The sequence below is a fragment of the Bacillus sp. CFBP9009 genome (assembly GCF_036541465.1).
In the GTDB taxonomy this organism is placed as follows: domain Bacteria; phylum Bacillota; class Bacilli; order Bacillales; family DSM-1321; genus Peribacillus.
The window spans coordinates 326,187-343,541 of the sequence record NZ_JAZHFU010000003.1 but is presented as its reverse complement, the minus strand read 5'-3'; the positions used below and the strand labels follow the sequence as shown (position 1 = coordinate 343,541).

Here is a 17,355-nt window from a genome sequence, read left to right as displayed (position 1 = left end):
CATGTGGGGGGGACTTTTCAAAGCTAAGAAATAATCGTCATATGTAATCTCCTTATGTTAAGTTATTTGACATGGCCTCGACCACGCTACAACATTATACAGTAAAACGTAAAACTGTACATTGTTAGTAACGTTAACATTTGTTTGCATTTTTTTGAATCTTTTTACATTTTTATTACAATCCGGGACCATATTTCCAGTCTAGTTAATTTGAAGCCGGAGATTCAGACTACGAATCAGGAGATTTGAACTTTGGACTAATTCCCCATATCAGAAAACTTGATTAATGACCAATAAAAAAAGCATGTTTTGAGAAAGATGCTCAAAACATGCTCTATAAAAACTCAAGGCTCTATATACGTTTTCTTTCAGTTTACAGCTCTTTTCCTCTCGTCTCGATAATATGCTTATACCAATGAAACGACAGCTTCTTTTTCCGGTTTAACTGATCATGATGATCCACGTAAATAAATCCGTATTGCTTCTTATACCCGTTTAACCAACTTAATAGGTCAATGACAGACCATGCGTAATATCCTTTTAAATGGATGCCTTCTTTGATTGCCCGCTTAATCACTTTTAAATGTTCCTCAATATATTTAATACGGGGAACATCCACTATTTCACCATCGATAATCGGATCCTCATCACCAAGTCCGTTTTCTGTAACATACATTTTAATATCACCATAACGCTCTTTTAACATATGAAGCCCATCTAAAAATCCTTCAGGTGAGATTTCCCAGCCCCATTTTGTATATGTTTTATCTTCCATTTTTACGGTCCGATAAAAGCCATCAAAAGACGGGTTTCCTGGAGCTAGAGTAGATGTTTCTCTTGAATGCTCCATATTTGAAACGGCTTCCCGATTTTTTTCCACACGAATGGGCTGGTAATAATTAAGTCCAATAAAATCATTTTTCCCCGCATTTCTTTTTAGCGTATCAAGTTCTTCTTCGGTCCAACTTGGTGTCCAGCCTTTCTCCTTTAATTGCTCAACCACATAAGCTGGATATTCACCTTTTAAAATGGGGTCATAGTACCAAAAAGTTTCATATTCATTGGCATGCCTAGCAGCTAATACATTCTCATGTTTGCCATCAATACTATAAGCTGGCAGGAAAACATGGGTAATTCCAATTTCACCGTAATGATTCAGTGCCTTGTATACCTCTACCGCTTTTGCATGTGCATAAAAAACATAATGTGTCGCTTGAAAGTATTTATTTTCATCGTTTTGGATTCCAGGCGGGTGCGCTCCTTTTAAATACCCTAAACCGCAAAACATAACCGTTTCATTAAACGTGATCCAATGTTTGACGCGGTCTCCGAATGCGCGAAAACAAATCTCCGCATACATGACGAATGCTTCAGCTGTTCGCTTATTCGTCCATCCCCCATCTTGTTCAAGCGTCAAAGGCAAATCCCAATGATACAGCGTAACAAATGGAACAATCCCATATCTTAAGCATTCATTAATTACATTATTATAAAATTCCAAGCCTTTTTCATTGACTTCCCCGTCACCTGTTGGCAAAATACGCGCCCATGAAATGGAAAACCGGTATGATTCAAGTCCCATCTCTGCCATTAATTTAATATCTTCTTTGTAACGATGATAATGGTCTATCGCTACATCCCCATTTGTACCTTCAAATGTTTTCCCCGGTATCTTTGAGAAAACATCCCAATTCGTTATACCTTTACCATCTTCATCCCATGCTCCTTCTATTTGAAAAGAAGCAGAAGCTGCTCCGAATAAAAAATCGTGTGGAAATTTCATTATAGACCCTCCATTTTCATACCTGCTTATTAAATTTATAATAATATATTTTATTCATTGGTACAAATATTAATTTTTAATTCACGTAAAACATAAGCCTTAAAGATAGTATTTACTATCAGGGAATGGTTAAATCCAGAATTCTGCTGAATCAACCTCTCTTTTTCTAGCTGAAGATGATTGATTTTTAGTTTCATATGAAAACATGCAAAAACCCGCCCACCTAAGGAGGACGGGTTACACATATTCAAGATGTTGCTAATCACTCCACAACCGGGAGCCAACCTTTTATCCCAATCAACTTTTCCCAAAGCGGATCTGGAATGACCAATTCATCCTGATCTTTTTTTGAAAGGGTGGTCCGTATTTCCGCTTCTTTTCCAGACCTGATTTTTTCAATCCAATGCGGTTCCATAAGAAGTTCGCGGCCAAGGGCGATAAAAGGGACACCCGTTTCCATGGCTTCTGCAACTTCATCGGGTGTCTGCAGTGAGCCCACACCGACAACAGGGATACGATTACCTACTTTATCGTAAATTTTAACGATGCGTGACTTTGTCCTATCACTCTCGCGGAATGAGCCATTCCAGAAGTGGCCTACCGATATATGTAGATAATCCAGGTTTTGATTCGCTAATCTATCAACGAATTGAATCGTATCATCTAATGTGATTCCAGGATTGCTGCCTTCTTCAGGAGAAAGGCGGTAGCCGATGATAAACGGCTTTTTCGCATGCTCAGCAACCGTTTTCTCGACTTCATTCACAATGGTAAGCGGGAAAATCAATCGTTTTCCCAGTGTTCCACCCCAGTTATCCGTACGACGGTTCGAGTGTGGCGAGAAGAATTGCTGCAGCAAGTACGTATTGGCACCATGGATTTCCACACCATCGAATCCTGCTTCGATTGCCCTTCTTGTTGCTTCTCCAAATGCTTTAATAATGTCTTGTATTTCAACTTCACTCATTTCCCGCGGTACAGGTGCTTCCTCGCTGGAAGCAATGGCACTTGCAGAAACAGGTTGGTTATCAGGCAATAATTCCGGCGGACTTTGCCGGCCTCCATGATATATTTGCAGAATCGCTTTTGAGCCGTTGGACTGAATCGTTTCGGCTAGTTTTCTCAAGGATGGGATAAAGAAATCGTCATCTGCACTAAGTTGGCCTGGGAATCCCTTGCCTCCAGCAGATACATAGGCACATGCCGTGACCACCGCACCTACACCAGCCGATCGTTCAGCGTAATAGGCCAGTTCATCATCGGTTACAACGCCTTGATCATCCGAAGAATAAGTGGTCATAGGAGCCATCATGATACGATTTTTCACTTCTACCCCTGATGGAAATATATATGGTTGAAAGATCTTTTCGTATTTTTGATTCATGCCAATCCTCCCCCTTTACTCTTAGTGGTGATGATGTCCGTGCGGTTCTTTAGAAGGATTCGTGATTTCAAAGCCTTCTTCAGGTACATAAAAATATTTAATCCAGACACCATCCAGAAATTCTTCACGTGAATCAAGCAAAATATCGATATCTTTATCTGTTTTGACAATTTCATCATGCTCTGCCGGTGTATCCAGCTTCATGTCATAATGGGCATGATCGCCATGCATATGGGTGATATATACACGAATCATTTTCCCTTCGGCTTCTTCAGTGCTCAGCATTTTTTGTAAGACCTTTGCTGCATTGCGATTTATTTTGCAATTCATGTCCATTCCCCCAACAATAAAATTATCCCTGTACTGTATTCTACCCAATTAAGGGTTATCAGTAACATCCATTTTTCCCCTTCATGATTGGCCATGTCCTCGGTCTGAAGGAAAGACGATGCCGATTTGCTTTCTTGCTTCATCCATGATTTCCATAGTCAACAGTGAATTCGAATATGAATTTATATCGGATTCCATTTTCCCCTGCTGTATCAAATCAACAAATTCTTTCGCTTCATAATACATGGTAGGCATATCCTGTTTAACAGAAATATTTTCAGTGGTTCCATCCCGATACTGAATATCCACCGCTTGCGGTCCTGAAATTTTCTGAATGATGATGCTTCCAAGTTCACCTTGAATTTCCGATGGCAAATTGGATTCAGTAATCTTGGAAAACATGACGACTGCCTCCATTTCATCATAGGAAAGCAGAATCGTTCCCTGCCCATCAACTCCTGATTCAAGCATCGTTCCTGATGCCTGCACCTTATTCGGTTTACCGAACAGTACAACAAGTGGATAGAGGACGTAAATGCCTAGATCCATTAAAGAGCCGCTGGAGAATTCAGGATTGAATGCATTCAGCACAGTCCCTTGTTTATATGAATCATAGCGTGATGAATATTGGCAAAAGCTTCCCGAGAAACGCCTTATCTTCCCGATTTTATCCAGATTCCCTTTTATACTTTCAAAATTCGGCATGATGGTCGATTTCATCGCTTCCATCAATAGCACATCATTTTGTTTTGCTGCCTCAATCATTTCCCTTACTTCTGCCGCATTCGAGGCCATTGGTTTTTCACATAATACATGTTTTTTATTTTGTAAAAACAACACGGCTTGCCTGCAATGATGAGAGTTAGGGCTTGCTATATATACAGCGTCGATTTCATCGCTGGCAGCCATTGCTTCTAAATTCGTAAAAGTCGTATGTACTTCGTATTTATTGGCAAATTCCTTTGCTTTCTCTTCTGTACGTGAATACACGGCGGTTAATGATAAATCCTCTACATGCTTCGCAGCCTCCAAAAATCGTTCCGTAATCCAATTTGTACCTATTACCCCTAATCTTATCAACATCCTATCCCCTTTCAAGCTAACTTAATTATGTCCTCAATATACAGACATTTCATTGAAAAACAAAGTATAATGAACAATCGCAATTGTTTAAATTGGATTTTTTAGGCAATATTCGTTTATAATTTTTCTATATTACCACTGCCATGATGTTTCTACATACTCCCAAATTGGGAAAAGAAGACTTAAAAGGAGCGTGTGAAGTTTATGACAGAATTAATGAAAAACAAAGTTGCCATCATTACCGGTGGAGGATCGGGAATTGGCCGGGGCGCTGCACTGAAACTAGCTGAAAACGGCGCGAACATCATCTTTTTTGACCGTACAGTCGAAAATGCCGAAAAAGTGAAGGAAGAAGTGGAGAACCTTGGTCGAGAGGCTTTAATCATTAAAACGGATGTATCCAAGGCCGAGCAAGTTGAACATGCCTACAAGACGGCCTATGAACATTTTGGGAAAATTGATTTTGTATTTGCAAACGCAGGCATCAACGGAGTGATTGCCCCTATAGAAGACATAAAGCCAGAAGATTGGGATCAGACACATACCATCAACCTCAAAGGCACCTTTCTCACCATCAAATATGCCATTCCCTACATGAAGGAAACAGGTGGCAGCATCGTAATCAACAGCTCCATCAATGGAAACCGATATTTCAAGAATTTTGGTTTTTCCGCTTATAGTTCATCCAAAGCTGGTCAAGTCGCTTTCGGAAAAATGGCTGCACTCGAATTGGCAAGATATAAAATCAGGGTAAATACCATTTGTCCCGGCTCGATTGATACGAACATTCACGATAACACATTCCCGGAAGATGAAAACTTAAAAAAAATCACGATTCCCATTGAATATCCGCAAGGCTCCCAGCCCCTGGCGAAGAAAGCGGGGACTACCGAACAGGCTGGTGATCTCGTATTGTTTCTAGCATCAGACATGTCTTCCCATGTTACGGGTACGGAAGTTTATATCGATGGAGCAGAATCACTATTATGATTCAAAAAGAAAAAAGCTGAAATCCTCATCAGGATTTCAGCTTTTTTCCTTTTTAAGCAACTCGCCTTAAACCGCGACGGGCAAGGAGTAAATAAGCGAGCATGGCGATGACATGACAGCTTACCATCACAACTCCCATCGGCAAGGGTGACTCACCTGAACCTAATCCCACCAGGGGAGCCATTAGTGATCCCAATATGAAGGGAAGCAGCCCAATTAAAGCCGAAGCACTGCCTGCAGTTTTTTTCTGATTTTGCATAGCTAAAGAAAAACTCGTTGTACCGACAATACCTACGCTGGAGACGGAGAGGAATAAAGCGGCCAAAATTCCTGCCAACCCCATTTCAAGAAGGACTGAGGCAAGAAGCAATATTCCCCCAAACAAAGCTAGACATAATCCCATTTGAAGCAGCTTTTCTTCTTTAACCTTCCCTGCAAGCTTCCCGGCAACTTGTGAAGCGATGATGATCCCAATCCCGTTAATTGCAAAAATCAGGCTGAAGGTCTGTGGGGAAACCCCATAAATGTTCTGAAGAACAAAAGGCGATCCGGAAATATAAGCGAACATAGCGGCACTTATGAATCCTTGTGAAAAAGCATAGCCCATAAACACACGATCCTTCAATAAGTTCCCAAAAGTCCTGATTGTATCATTTAACCCACCGGCACTCCTGAGATTAGACGATAAAGTTTCCTTTATCCCAAAAAATGCAGCCGCAACCATAATGATACCTAATACTGAAATGACAATGAAAACTCCCCGCCAAGAAGTGAACTGCAAAAGTTGACCGCCAAAAACCGGTGCCAATATCGGTGCCGCCCCATTCACCAGCATTAACATGGAGAAGAACTTGGTCAAATCCGTTCCTGAAAAAAGGTCACGAACTATGGCCCTTGAAATGACAATGCCTCCCGCTCCCGCAATACCTTGGATAAAACGTAATAATAAAAGCAATTCAATGGTTGGAGCAAAAGCGCATAACAGAGATGAAATGCAATAAATGGATAAAGATATGATTAACGGTGTCCGCCTTCCTTTTGCATCACTTAGAGGCCCTAAATAAATTTGGCCCAAAGCCAATCCTAACAAGCAGGCAGTCAAGCTCAGCTGCGCTAAAGACGTACTGCTATTCAGATCCTCTGCCAGTGTGGGGAGACCCGGTAAATACATATCAAGTGACAGTGGTCCAATCGCTGCAAAAGATCCCAGCATAAGAGCCAACAACAGCCTTTTGGATTTAGTCATTTCGTTGCCTGATGATATCGTTTCTTTCATTTCAATCATTATTACCCCTATCCCTTTCAACTAATTGTTTTTCCTAAATAAAACTCGACTTTCTTTATTTTACAAAAGATCGGCACAATTTACGATAAGTATGCTTCACTTGAATTCGTTTCTTCCTTTCAGCACTCAATTAAGCATTTATGTGAGGATAAAGGAAAACTTTTGAAGGTCAAAACGATTCCCACCTTCGAATGCAACTCCATTTGAGCATTATTTTCAGCTTCGGCTAAAAGAATCCAATAAAAAATGACCCCATTTTGGAGTCATTTCAGATTGTAGACATACTCGAAGTAAAGCGAGTTTGCCTGCCGTTTTTTTATTTAAAAAAGGTTGCAGGTGATTTCAGATTCCGCTCCCTTTCCGCCGACCGTCTGCCAAGTTCTTCAATCTAGTGATGTTTTAATCTATAAAACAGTAAAAACTCAAGGAGTATAACCAAGTCTCGTTTTAAAATCGTGAAAGGGATTCGGGATGTGACCATTCCGAACCCCCTATTAGGGTCATTTTGATTTATTCAGCACTACTAAATTACGGGGAGTATCACCAGATAACCCCTCCATCAAGTTTTGTACAGCAAGAGCTGCCATTTTCAATCTTGTGGCAATGCTAGCACTACCGATATGCGGCAATGTAACCACATTGGGCAATGTTAGCAGCGGGTGGTCCACTGGGACTGGCTCTTCTTCGAATACATCCAATCCAGCCGCCCAAATTCCTCGACTTTCAAGCGCCTGGTACAACGCTTTTTCATCGATAATCCCGCCTCTTGCGGTATTTATGAGCACAGCCGTCCCTTTCATTAATTCAAGCTGCTCCTTGCCAATCATGTAAGTGGTTTCCGGTGTGAGCGGCAGCATGACACAAACGAAATCCGAGATTTGGAGCAATTTTTCAAGAGGCTGATATTCGATTCCTAATTCTTTTTCCTGTTCATATTTACGGCTTCGATTAAAATAAACTATGTTCATATCGAATCCCTTAGCTCTTTTGGCAAGGGCTTCCCCAATCCTGCCTAACCCGATGATACCCAGCGTTCCACCGTGTACATCTTGTCCGGTCAGCTGCATCGGCGACCAGGTTTCCCACTTTCCACTCCTTAAATAATCTTCAGCCTCCATCATCCTTCTCGCCGTTGCAAGCAGTAAGCCGAAGGTTAAATCTGCTGTCGTTTCCGTTAAAACCCCTGGTGTGTTCGTTACCATGATGCCCCGTTTTGTTGCACTTTGAACATCAATATTATTATGGCCCACTGCCATATTCGCGATGATTTTCAGATTAGGCGCCTGTTCAATCAGTGACTCATCGATTTGTTCCGTCAATAAACAAAGCAGCCCCTCGACTTCCTTCATTTCTTCTTCAAGGACTTCTCTAGGGACCGGTATATCCTCTTGATCCCACATCCTGACATCATAATTTTGACTAAGACCTTCGATGATTTGTTCTGGCAATTTCCTTGTAATATAAATTTTTTGCTTCAAACCATAAACCTCCTATACCGTTTCGTTCCATGAAACGCATTTTTGCACCTTTTGTCGCCTTCAGTTTTCATTACACAAAAAAATTAAAAGAATATTGGCTAAATTACTGGCTTGTTTATTCAATTTTAAAATAAACTAGATAAATAGACCATTCATTTCCAATCAATCTTACTATTAAATTTCTCGATTGCCTGGAAGCTTCCGCTTGACAGTTTCAGTTCATTCAACTAATCATAGAATAATAACCCTTTAAATCTATTCGGTCATTAGTAATTTCCAGATGAAGTTTATCTCGATTTAGGAGGATATGGGACGTTCATGAAAACGAATACAACATTTAAAATTTATCCAATTATAGCTCCAAGCGCTTTATCTTTAAAAAGTATAAACTTTTATTTAGTTAAACAGGATGAATCTTTAACATTAGTCGATGCAGGTATGAATGATGACGTCTGCTGGAATGCACTGCAGCAAACATTAAACGAAAATGGATTTACCGTTGGAGATATAACGGAAATTTTATTAACCCATCACCATGGAGACCATGTTGGTTTGGTCAACCGGATTACCGAACTCCATCCGATTCCCGTTTATACCCATTCTAAATCCATTCCCCGTTTAAAAAGGGACCCTGACTTCTTAAGTATGAGAATTGAATTTTATAAGCAGCTTTACCATGAGATGGGCTGTGGTGAACTTGGAGATAAACAAGTGGCTTACCTATTCAACGCGGTCGATAATAATAAAGATCAAAAACTGAATGGTGACATCATCGCAATCACGGAAAAACAATGGCTGAATTTTGAAGTGATCGAATTTCCTGGGCATGCCCCGGATCAAATTGCATTCCTTGACCAAGAAGGAAAACGGCTTCTTGCCGGTGATTTATTGATTGAACATATATCAAGCAATGCCTTGATCGAACCTGATGAAAACGGTAATAGGATGCTGACTCTTGTAGATCATATCGATTCATTAAAACGATGTTTAGCATTGCAGGTGAATCTCCTCTTTCCTGGTCATGGTAACATCATTGAACAACCTGGTCATACGATTGAAAAAAGACTCAACAGCATAGAGAGAAAATCACAAAAGATCCTGGCCTTGATAGAATCCGGAATTTCTACCGGCAATGAACTGGCAAAGGAGTTTTACAAACAAAAGTATATAACAGAATTCCCGCTCGTCATGTCAGAAATCATCGGCCATTTGGATTATTTAGAATATCAGGGGAAGGTCACGAAACAACTCGTTGAAAATGTAGTTCATTATCAAGCTAAATGACATCAAAAAAGGCTGAAATCATTTAAGATTTCAGCCTTTTCTTGCTGATGAAACTCACACACACACTACAATCTCTCTGGAAAAAATGCCTTTCCTGGCTACACAGCGATCGGCGATCTCAAATCCTGCTTCTTCAATCATATGATCCATCGTGTCGATCGTTACGACAACGACCTTGTCAGCAAAACCCCTGGCATGTTTAAGGATCGATAGCTGATCTTCCGGCGTCGCATGTGTATATAAATTGTAGGGCATATCGATAATTGCTACATCATATTTACTGGTGACCTCCGAAATCGGACCTGTAGTTACATCACCTTCGAGTCCGAAATAAGCAATGTTCTCCCTGGAACCGTCGGTAACAAGCGGATTGATATCCCGGCCGACAATATCGATTCCCATCGACAGTGCTTCTACCAATACCGTTCCAATTCCGCAGCATGGATCAATTGCCTTCACTCCATCCGGATGCGGAACGGCTATGTTGGCAATGGCCCTCGCCACTCTTGTGCTAAGCGCTGTTGAATATTCACGGGGCTTCTTCATATGTTTTAGCCAAACCGCTTCAGGTTTGACATACTTCCCAAAATACCAACGTCCGCCAAGGGTCACGATTCCAAAGACCTGATCAGGATTTCGTACATCGGCATTTCCCTGAATGTGCCAGCCAATCTCCCGTTCAATTTCACGCTGTCCATCATAATCTATTTTTGCGTCTTTATTCAAATCGTTAATTTTCACGAATAATACTTTGAACGTCGAATCAGGCAAATGAATATCCTTCACTTGCTCAACGATTTCGGATATGTTTTCCCCTTCAAACATGACGTCGACCCGCCCTTTTATGAAAGGGCTCCTGCTCGGTTCAATTGCTATATCACTTTTTAAAATATCCCCTGAAGTCTCAAAGCCAAAGAACGAGCGCATCTCCATTTTAGATAATGAGCGTTCGTCAGGGGTGCATGTAAACGTATATATATATGCCGGTTTGCGGCTATGATTAGTCAATCCATTCCCATCCTTCATTACTTTAGATTATATCTTTCTATCAAACATAGCTGTAATAGTAGAGAAAAGCAAATGGAATCGTGCAGAAAAAAGCAGGAATGCTTATCATTCAACACTCCTGCTGTTATATTTTTCATTGTTCCATCACTAGCGGATAGGAATTATTATTCCAATTTATGCAGCCGGCTATTTATATACTTTGCACGGGCCTCAATGAATTTCAGGATGAATTCGGGCTCATTATCAAATTTCACAATATTCCCCTTGATATATGGATCTTTTGAAACATAAGGTCTTATTTGATCATGCATTTCCTGAATGATAGGTTTCATATAGTTCACGTTAAAATGATTGTTCAAAATCTCCTTAAGAAGTTCTTGGTATTGGACACGAAATCCCCTTACATCAAGGATTCTAGCAGTCAATGTATTGAACCCCTCGATTCCCACATAATCCTCTTCCATCACTTTCCCGTTAACATCCCTGCCCCATGTCGCATCATAATCCCATGGAATCATTTCAAAGAGTCCAGTTTCTCCATTTCGATACAAGGCATAGTTATGAACGAACCCATCATAGTTTTGTGTGAATATAACACCGGCCAGCCAGCGCAGGTATTTTTCGACATCGACATATTTTACGATTTCCTTTTCAAAATCCACTCTTGAAATTGTATTGATTTGAAGAATCAGCTCTTGTAAATATAATTCATCCTTTGCTGTTCCGCATTTTTTTTGATAGCCCATCTCCAATGATTTTTTAATTCCTTTATCCAAATCGCTCATCAATGAGAAATTGGCATCACCATCCACTGCATAGAAAATGGACCCCTTTGGCAGACCCCTTTTCTTCAAATAATATTCATCCACCGATTCCAATTCCAGGTATATCCCTTCGTCTTTTCCGTTCAGATTCAGGAAAACGAAATGTGAGTTCGGTGATAAGGTTCCTATATCCGCAAAAAAGTCTAAAGATAATTTATTTCTTAGTAAAGATTTATCTTTATATTCGGCATTTAAATGAACTTCCTTGGCATGCTTAAAAGTATTAGGTTTATAAAAGACTACATTATAGGATTTTTTGCGAAAACCACGGATATGTGAGCCACGGTAAACAATATCAATATCAAGTTTTTTTCTGTTAAGTGTTAACTTTGCCGGTAAAGGATCATTGCACCATATATCTCTGCGAAGTTCCATTAAATTAACTGGTGAAATAAAAAGCTGGTACACAGGCAGCTTCTTGTCAGAATCCATATAACCCTTCCCTTCACTTTCCTATTAAATTATGGAAAAAAGCGAAGGATGTCACCAAAAAAAACACTATTTTTAAAAAGATGGGGGTTTTCTTTAGCACATCACGTACAAGCAACATAGTTTAATGTATAGAAAGGGGGATTATATATGTCAGACATCATTCGTGACATACAGAATGCGGTGGATAGAGCCAATTCCATGGGATTAAGCGATTTCATGTTTAATGACCCACATCCAATAGGCAGACATTCACGTACAAGTAACAATAAAGGGTGCTCTTCTTGCAGCACTAAACGTTGCATGGACAGGAATCGGTCCACTCGTGGCACTCAAAGGCGCACGAGCAGGTCCACTTGCAGCACGCAAAGGCGCACAAGCAGGAATACTCAAAGGAGTTCTTGCTGGAAATGGAGATCGACATGCAGCACACAAAGGCGCACCAGCAGAAACCGGTGTTCTATATGCAGCAGACAAAGGCGCGCCAGCAGAAACCGGTGTTCCTCTAACCACTGCAGGTGGCTTTGCTGCAATAACTTTCGCAATAAACGGAAATGGTGCTTCTAGTTTCATGGTTCCGTTTTAATTTTTACTTTTATTAAGCTTTAATTTAAAGCCAATTCCTATATAAAAACACAAAACTCGCCACTATTTGACGAGTTTTTGTGTTTTTATCGGTTATATCCATCCACAGTTAATATGCTGTTATATCGGGTTGAAAAACAGCATGAATGCTTCGTAACGTATACGAAGAAGGAGAACGTTATAAACATTTAGCAAAACAAAATTATCTCACCGTTCTTTACCACTGATAAAAAGGCTATCAAGTTGATTATTGATATTATGTGGTTTTTAAATACTAGGCAAATCCCCAGTGTTTTATGAAATCTCTCCTTTGTCATTTAAAAAGTCCCCAGGTACTTTGGTTTATAGCTTGGTTTATCTAATTATGCAAGACTTCTTCTCTTAGGCTAGGCGTATTTTTTTAGCCGGGAAAGCCTAACCAATCCAACAACTAAGCCAAACCCAAAAATCAAGGCAGCCGGTTAAAATAGTTCCACTATTATTTTCATAAAATCCGCAGCTCCATCATCTACCTGAACATATTAAAAAGGATCCTACCCTCATACATACGGTAGAATCCTCCCAGTATCGCTTATTTAACGGAGACCAATTCGAACTGTGCATACACATCCTTCAGCCCTGCTTGAATGGCTTGACCAGCCTTCCCACGATAATGCATTTGCACCCGTTCAATCAATTCTTCGATACCATCTTTCAGGCAATAACCGCGCAGCAGCTGACGAATGAATTCCCTTCCATGTTCTGTAGCAAGCGTACAGGAAGCCTCGACTATTACTCCATATTTAAAGTCAAGCTCCACCGTGATGGTGATGGAATCATATATATTTCTCGCTGCCATCCCTTGTGGAAGCTTTGCATGCCCTGCAATAAAGTATGTGTTCATCATCTGATCTCCTCTATCTATAGTTAATGTACGGAAACCTGCTCGAAGGGCCATGCAGGCAATTGCTTACGAAGCTCTTTATCTTGTCTGTAGCCAAGTGCGTATTCACCCTGCATTACAGTATGAATCTCACGGGTTCCTTCATAAATGACCGGAGCTTTTGAATTCCGCAGAAAACGTTCCACTGGATATTCATCCGAGTAGCCATAGGCACCATGAATTTGAACAGCATCATTGGCAGCTTCGTTTGCAGCATTACATGATATCCACTTGGCAAGCGATGTTTCCTTCGTATTCCTTTTTCCTTGATTTTTTAAGGTACCCGCTTTAAAGACGAGCAATCTGGAAATCTCTAAATTTGCGGTCATCTTGGCAATCATCTGTTGAACGAGCTGATGCCTGCCAATCTCTTTTCCGAATGTGCTTCTTTCATGGCAATACTTCAAGCTTGCTTCCAGGCTTGCTTCTATTAACCCTACAGCACCTGCGGCCACTGTAAACCGGCCGCTGTCCAATGCCGACATGGAAATTTTAAAGCCCTCACCTTCTTCACCAAGCATATTCTCCACTGGAACTTTTACATCCGTTAAAAAGATTTCGCCTGTATTCCCGGCACGAATTCCCAATTTCCCTTTAATGGCTTTCGACTCCACTCCCTCGAAAGTCCGTTCCACAATAAAAGCAGTGATCCCCCTTGAACCGGCATCATGATCCGTCTTGGCGAAGATAAGGAAATGATCTGCATAATCACAGAGCGAAATCCATGTTTTAGACCCGTTCAAGATATAATGGTCCCCAACACGTTTTGCCGTTGATTTCATTGCAGCAACATCAGACCCTGCATTCGGTTCAGTCAGACCAAAAGCACCTATCTTGATCCCTTTTGCCTGCGGTACTAAATATTTCTGTTTTTGTTCTTCCGTCCCCCATTGCAGCAGGGTCATGCTATTCAACCCTGTATGTACAGAAACTGCAGTACGGTAAGCCGTATCGCCTCGCTCCAGCTCTTCACAAACGATGGCCAGGGTATTATAATCCATTCCGACTCCGCCATACTCTTCTGGTATACAAACGCCCATCAACTGCAATTCCGCTAACCTTTTTAAAATATGTGGCTGGAATTGACCTTGCCTATCCCACTCTTGAATGTAAGGGATAATTTCCTTATCGACAAATTTCCTTACCACTTTCTTCACGCTTTGCTGCTCTTCTGTTAATTCGAAATTCATCATTAAAATTCCTCCTAAATAATTTTATTTTCCTTGAATTTGCTTATTTGATCTGGACTATATCCAATATCAGCCAAAATGGAATCGGTGTGCTCACCATAGAGCGGCGGATGCTTTCTCATCGTAACCGGCGTTTTTGAAAGGTTCAGGGGCGATCCCGTCACTCTAAGATCTTCGATTGTGGGATGCTCCATGCTCACCAACATGCCTCTTGCGATGATTTGCGGATCCTCGAACATCTCTGCTATATCATTGATCGGACCATTGGGTATCCCTGCATCATCAAACAGACTTTTCCATTCCTTCTTTGTCTTTCCTTTCAACAAATCCTCTATTATCGGCATTAATACTTCCTTGTTTTGCAAACGTTTTTCATTATGCTTAAATTGTTCCTGCTGGGCTAAATCAGGTCTGCCTATAACGGTTGAAAATCTCCGGAACTGATCATCATTTCCTACTGCCACGACAAGCTCTCCATCTCTTGTCCGGAATGTCTGGTATGGAACAATATTGGGATGCTGGTTTCCCATTCTTTCAGGGGTCAAGCCACTGAATAAATAGTTGCTGGCGACATTCACCAATGAAGAAACCTGACAATCCATTAACGAAATATCAATTTCCTGACCTTCCCCCGCTTTATCCCTATGATGTAAAGCGGATAAAATGCCAATGCATGTATACAAGCCAGTCAATATGTCAGCTATGGCCACCCCGACCTTAACGGGACTCCCATCTTTTGCTCCTGTGATGCTCATCAAACCACTCATCGCTTGAATGATATAGTCATAGCCAGGCAAATCCTTATAAGGTCCTGTTAAACCAAATCCCGTAATCGATGCCAAGATCAGTTTGGGGTTCATTTCCTTTAAATCCTCATAACCCAACCCCATTTTTTCCAATGTGCCCGTCTTGAAATTTTGAATCACTATATCCCCTGAGGCCACTAACTTCCGGAAAATCTCTTTCCCATCTTCCGACTTTAAATTCAAGGTCATGCTTTGCTTATTTCTATTGGCACATACATAGTAAGCGCTTTCTCCTTGGGCGAATGGCGGACCCCATCCTCTCGTTTCATCACCTGATTCATGATGCTCGATTTTAATAACATCGGCACCCAAATCACCGAGAATCATTGAACAAAACGGCCCCGCCAAAACACGGGATACATCGATAATCCTGACTCCCTCCAAAGCTCCATTCATATCATCACCCCTTTCAAACTGTCGGGATACACAAAAAAGAGCCAGTAAAACCAACAATGTCATTACATTGTATGTTTCACTGACCCTTATCCACGAACTGTCTTCCTGCAAAGGAAGATCAAGTGAACCAAGTCAATTTTTATGAATTTCAGTTTTATAACAAGCCGGCCATGCAACAAGGTAATTTGTTGTCATCGGTTTGGTAAATTAAGTATAGTTCCATTTTTTGAATTTTGCAATAATTTTGTTTGGATGTTTTTATTACTTCCACTGAAATACTCTGTAGTATACCTCCCGTTAATATAAAAATACTTCCAGTAGTAATCGGAATTGCCTTTATTCGTGAGGCATGTGATGATTGAATATGCATAACTGTCAATATATGAATTATACATAATATCAATTATCGCTCGACAGACAAGGAAAAATTAAAAGGGAGATGGCGATATGGACAATAGAAAAACGGAAATAATCGAAGCGATCAAGAAATACCACACAATCATCATTCATCGCCATGTTAATCCGGATCCGGATGCATTGGGATCACAAATCGGTTTAAAGAAGCTATTGAAGCATTCCTACCCTTCTAAAGAAGTCTATGCGGTAGGCGAAGAAGTGGATAAGCTTCTATTCATTGGTGATATGGATGTCATTTCCGATAACAAATACAAAGGTGCCTTAGTGATTGTTTGTGATACGGCCAACATTTCACGGATCAGTGATTCCCGCTATGATCAAGGGGACATGCTGATCAAAATTGACCACCACCCTGAATATGAACAATTCGGTGATCTTTTTTGGGTCGACCCTTCTTATAGCTCTGCAAGTGAAATGCTTGTTGATTTATTCTTGGAATTTCCAGTGGGCTTTATCATGAATAAAGAAGCGGCTAAAGCATTTTATGCAGGAATACTTAGTGATACAGGGAATTTCATGAATGGGAATACCACTCCGAGGACATTAAAGATGGTTTCGCACTTAAGAACTTATAATATTCAGCCAGAAAGAATCCATAACAGTCTTAATGTAAAGGAAAAAAACGCTTCAAGACTTCAAAAAGACATCCTCATGAGCTTCAAGGTAACCGATAAAGGTGTAGCTTACTTCATTATTACGGAGGAACTTTTAAATATGTATGGTGTAGATCGACTCGAAGCTTCGAATTTAGTCAATACACTATCAAGTGTCAGGGGCAATAAAATCTGGGCTTTCTTCATCGAATATCCTTCTGAAATCCGTGTCAGGATACGTTCACGGAATATTCCCATCGCTTCAGTCGCACGTCAATTCAATGGAGGAGGACATTCACTGGCTTCAGGAGCTACCATCCATTCCTGGGAAGAGGTTGATCATGTTATCCAAGCATTGAATCAAGTCTGTCCATAACAGGGAGTTCATGACCTGCGGTGTTTATATGCAGGATTATTTCCCCAGTTTAATTAAAACGGATTAATTGGCCTATGTCGGATTATTCCGGTCTTTACCGGAAAATAATTCAACCCACAACGTAATAATTTGATCTAATTTTGATTTATTCGACCTGTACTGTCATTAATTCGACCTACAACGTAATAATTC

15 protein-coding genes and 1 pseudogene are annotated in these 17,355 nt (G+C 40.6%); 5 read left to right on the top strand and 11 right to left on the bottom strand.

The features are described from left to right. Nucleotides 1-373: 373 nt before the first annotated feature. The 4 genes from V3595_RS10990 to V3595_RS10975 all read right to left on the bottom strand — a co-directional run bounded on the left by V3595_RS10990 (nt 374) and on the right by V3595_RS10975 (nt 4,577). Entirely contained in the window at nt 374-1,783 is a 1,410-nt protein-coding gene (locus V3595_RS10990) for a GH1 family beta-glucosidase (RefSeq protein ID WP_485907212.1), read from the bottom strand. A gap of 262 nt (nt 1,784-2,045) precedes the next feature. Continuing rightward, a complete protein-coding gene (locus V3595_RS10985; protein WP_485907210.1) occupies nt 2,046-3,167 on the bottom strand; it encodes an NADH-dependent flavin oxidoreductase in 1,122 nt (373 codons plus the stop codon). A 21-nt stretch (nt 3,168-3,188) separates the two neighbouring features. Further along, entirely contained in the window at nt 3,189-3,497 is a 309-nt protein-coding gene (locus V3595_RS10980) for an iron-sulfur cluster assembly accessory protein (RefSeq protein WP_137020368.1), read from the bottom strand. Nucleotides 3,498-3,578: 81 nt separating this feature from the next. After that, nucleotides 3,579-4,577 carry a Gfo/Idh/MocA family protein gene (locus V3595_RS10975; protein WP_485907208.1) on the bottom strand — a complete coding sequence of 333 codons (999 nt, stop codon included), beginning with the start codon at nt 4,575-4,577 and terminating at the stop codon, nt 3,579-3,581. Between the two features lie 207 nt (nt 4,578-4,784). On the opposite strand from V3595_RS10975, the gene V3595_RS10970 reads away from it, so the two are divergent. Next, nucleotides 4,785-5,570, top strand: a complete 786-nt coding sequence (locus tag V3595_RS10970; RefSeq protein WP_101224066.1) for an SDR family oxidoreductase — start codon at nt 4,785-4,787, stop codon at nt 5,568-5,570. A gap of 52 nt (nt 5,571-5,622) precedes the next feature. Here the strand turns inward: V3595_RS10970 and V3595_RS10965 are convergent, their stop codons facing one another. Next, nucleotides 5,623-6,846 carry a multidrug effflux MFS transporter gene (locus V3595_RS10965; protein WP_485907205.1) on the bottom strand — a complete coding sequence of 408 codons (1,224 nt, stop codon included), beginning with the start codon at nt 6,844-6,846 and terminating at the stop codon, nt 5,623-5,625. A 509-nt stretch (nt 6,847-7,355) separates the two neighbouring features. Beyond that, nucleotides 7,356-8,333 (bottom strand): 2-hydroxyacid dehydrogenase, encoded by a 978-nt coding sequence (locus V3595_RS10960; protein WP_485907203.1) that lies wholly within the window; start codon nt 8,331-8,333, stop codon nt 7,356-7,358. A gap of 318 nt (nt 8,334-8,651) precedes the next feature. Here V3595_RS10960 and V3595_RS10955 point away from each other — a divergent pair, with 318 nt between their 5' ends. Continuing rightward, on the top strand, nt 8,652-9,617 hold the full coding sequence (locus tag V3595_RS10955; RefSeq protein ID WP_485907201.1) for an MBL fold metallo-hydrolase: 966 nt from the start codon (nt 8,652-8,654) through the stop codon (nt 9,615-9,617). Nucleotides 9,618-9,671: 54 nt separating this feature from the next. Here the strand turns inward: V3595_RS10955 and V3595_RS10950 are convergent, their stop codons facing one another. After that, on the bottom strand, nt 9,672-10,643 hold the full coding sequence (locus tag V3595_RS10950; RefSeq protein WP_485907200.1) for a TRM11 family SAM-dependent methyltransferase: 972 nt from the start codon (nt 10,641-10,643) through the stop codon (nt 9,672-9,674). Between the two features lie 146 nt (nt 10,644-10,789). Beyond that, nucleotides 10,790-11,881, bottom strand: coding sequence for a CotH kinase family protein (locus V3595_RS10945; protein WP_485907199.1), 1,092 nt, complete (start codon nt 11,879-11,881; stop codon nt 10,790-10,792). Nucleotides 11,882-12,028: 147 nt separating this feature from the next. Between V3595_RS10945 and V3595_RS10940 the strand changes: the two are divergent. Both V3595_RS10940 and V3595_RS10935 read left to right on the top strand, forming a co-directional pair. After that, nucleotides 12,029-12,106: pseudogene (locus V3595_RS10940) on the top strand (CotG/ExsB N-terminal domain-containing protein); the annotation flags it as partial. A gap of 97 nt (nt 12,107-12,203) precedes the next feature. Continuing rightward, nucleotides 12,204-12,464: a hypothetical protein gene (locus V3595_RS10935; protein WP_485907597.1), complete on the top strand. Its 261-nt coding sequence runs from the start codon at nt 12,204-12,206 to the stop codon at nt 12,462-12,464. 570 nt (nt 12,465-13,034) lie between these two features. On the opposite strand, the gene V3595_RS10930 is transcribed toward V3595_RS10935, so the two are convergent. Genes V3595_RS10930 through V3595_RS10920 form a run of 3 tightly spaced genes read right to left on the bottom strand, consistent with a single transcriptional unit; the run spans nt 13,035 to nt 15,777 of the window. Next, entirely contained in the window at nt 13,035-13,346 is a 312-nt protein-coding gene (locus V3595_RS10930; RefSeq protein ID WP_485907197.1) for a DUF3870 domain-containing protein, read from the bottom strand. Between the two features lie 23 nt (nt 13,347-13,369). Then, nucleotides 13,370-14,575 carry an acyl-CoA dehydrogenase family protein gene (locus V3595_RS10925; protein WP_485907580.1) on the bottom strand — a complete coding sequence of 402 codons (1,206 nt, stop codon included), beginning with the start codon at nt 14,573-14,575 and terminating at the stop codon, nt 13,370-13,372. 14 nt (nt 14,576-14,589) lie between these two features. Further along, nucleotides 14,590-15,777 (bottom strand): CaiB/BaiF CoA transferase family protein, encoded by a 1,188-nt coding sequence (locus V3595_RS10920; RefSeq protein WP_485907195.1) that lies wholly within the window; start codon nt 15,775-15,777, stop codon nt 14,590-14,592. A gap of 447 nt (nt 15,778-16,224) precedes the next feature. Here V3595_RS10920 and V3595_RS10915 point away from each other — a divergent pair, with 447 nt between their 5' ends. Further along, entirely contained in the window at nt 16,225-17,163 is a 939-nt protein-coding gene (locus tag V3595_RS10915) for a DHH family phosphoesterase (protein WP_485907193.1), read from the top strand. Nucleotides 17,164-17,355: the final 192 nt, after the last annotated feature.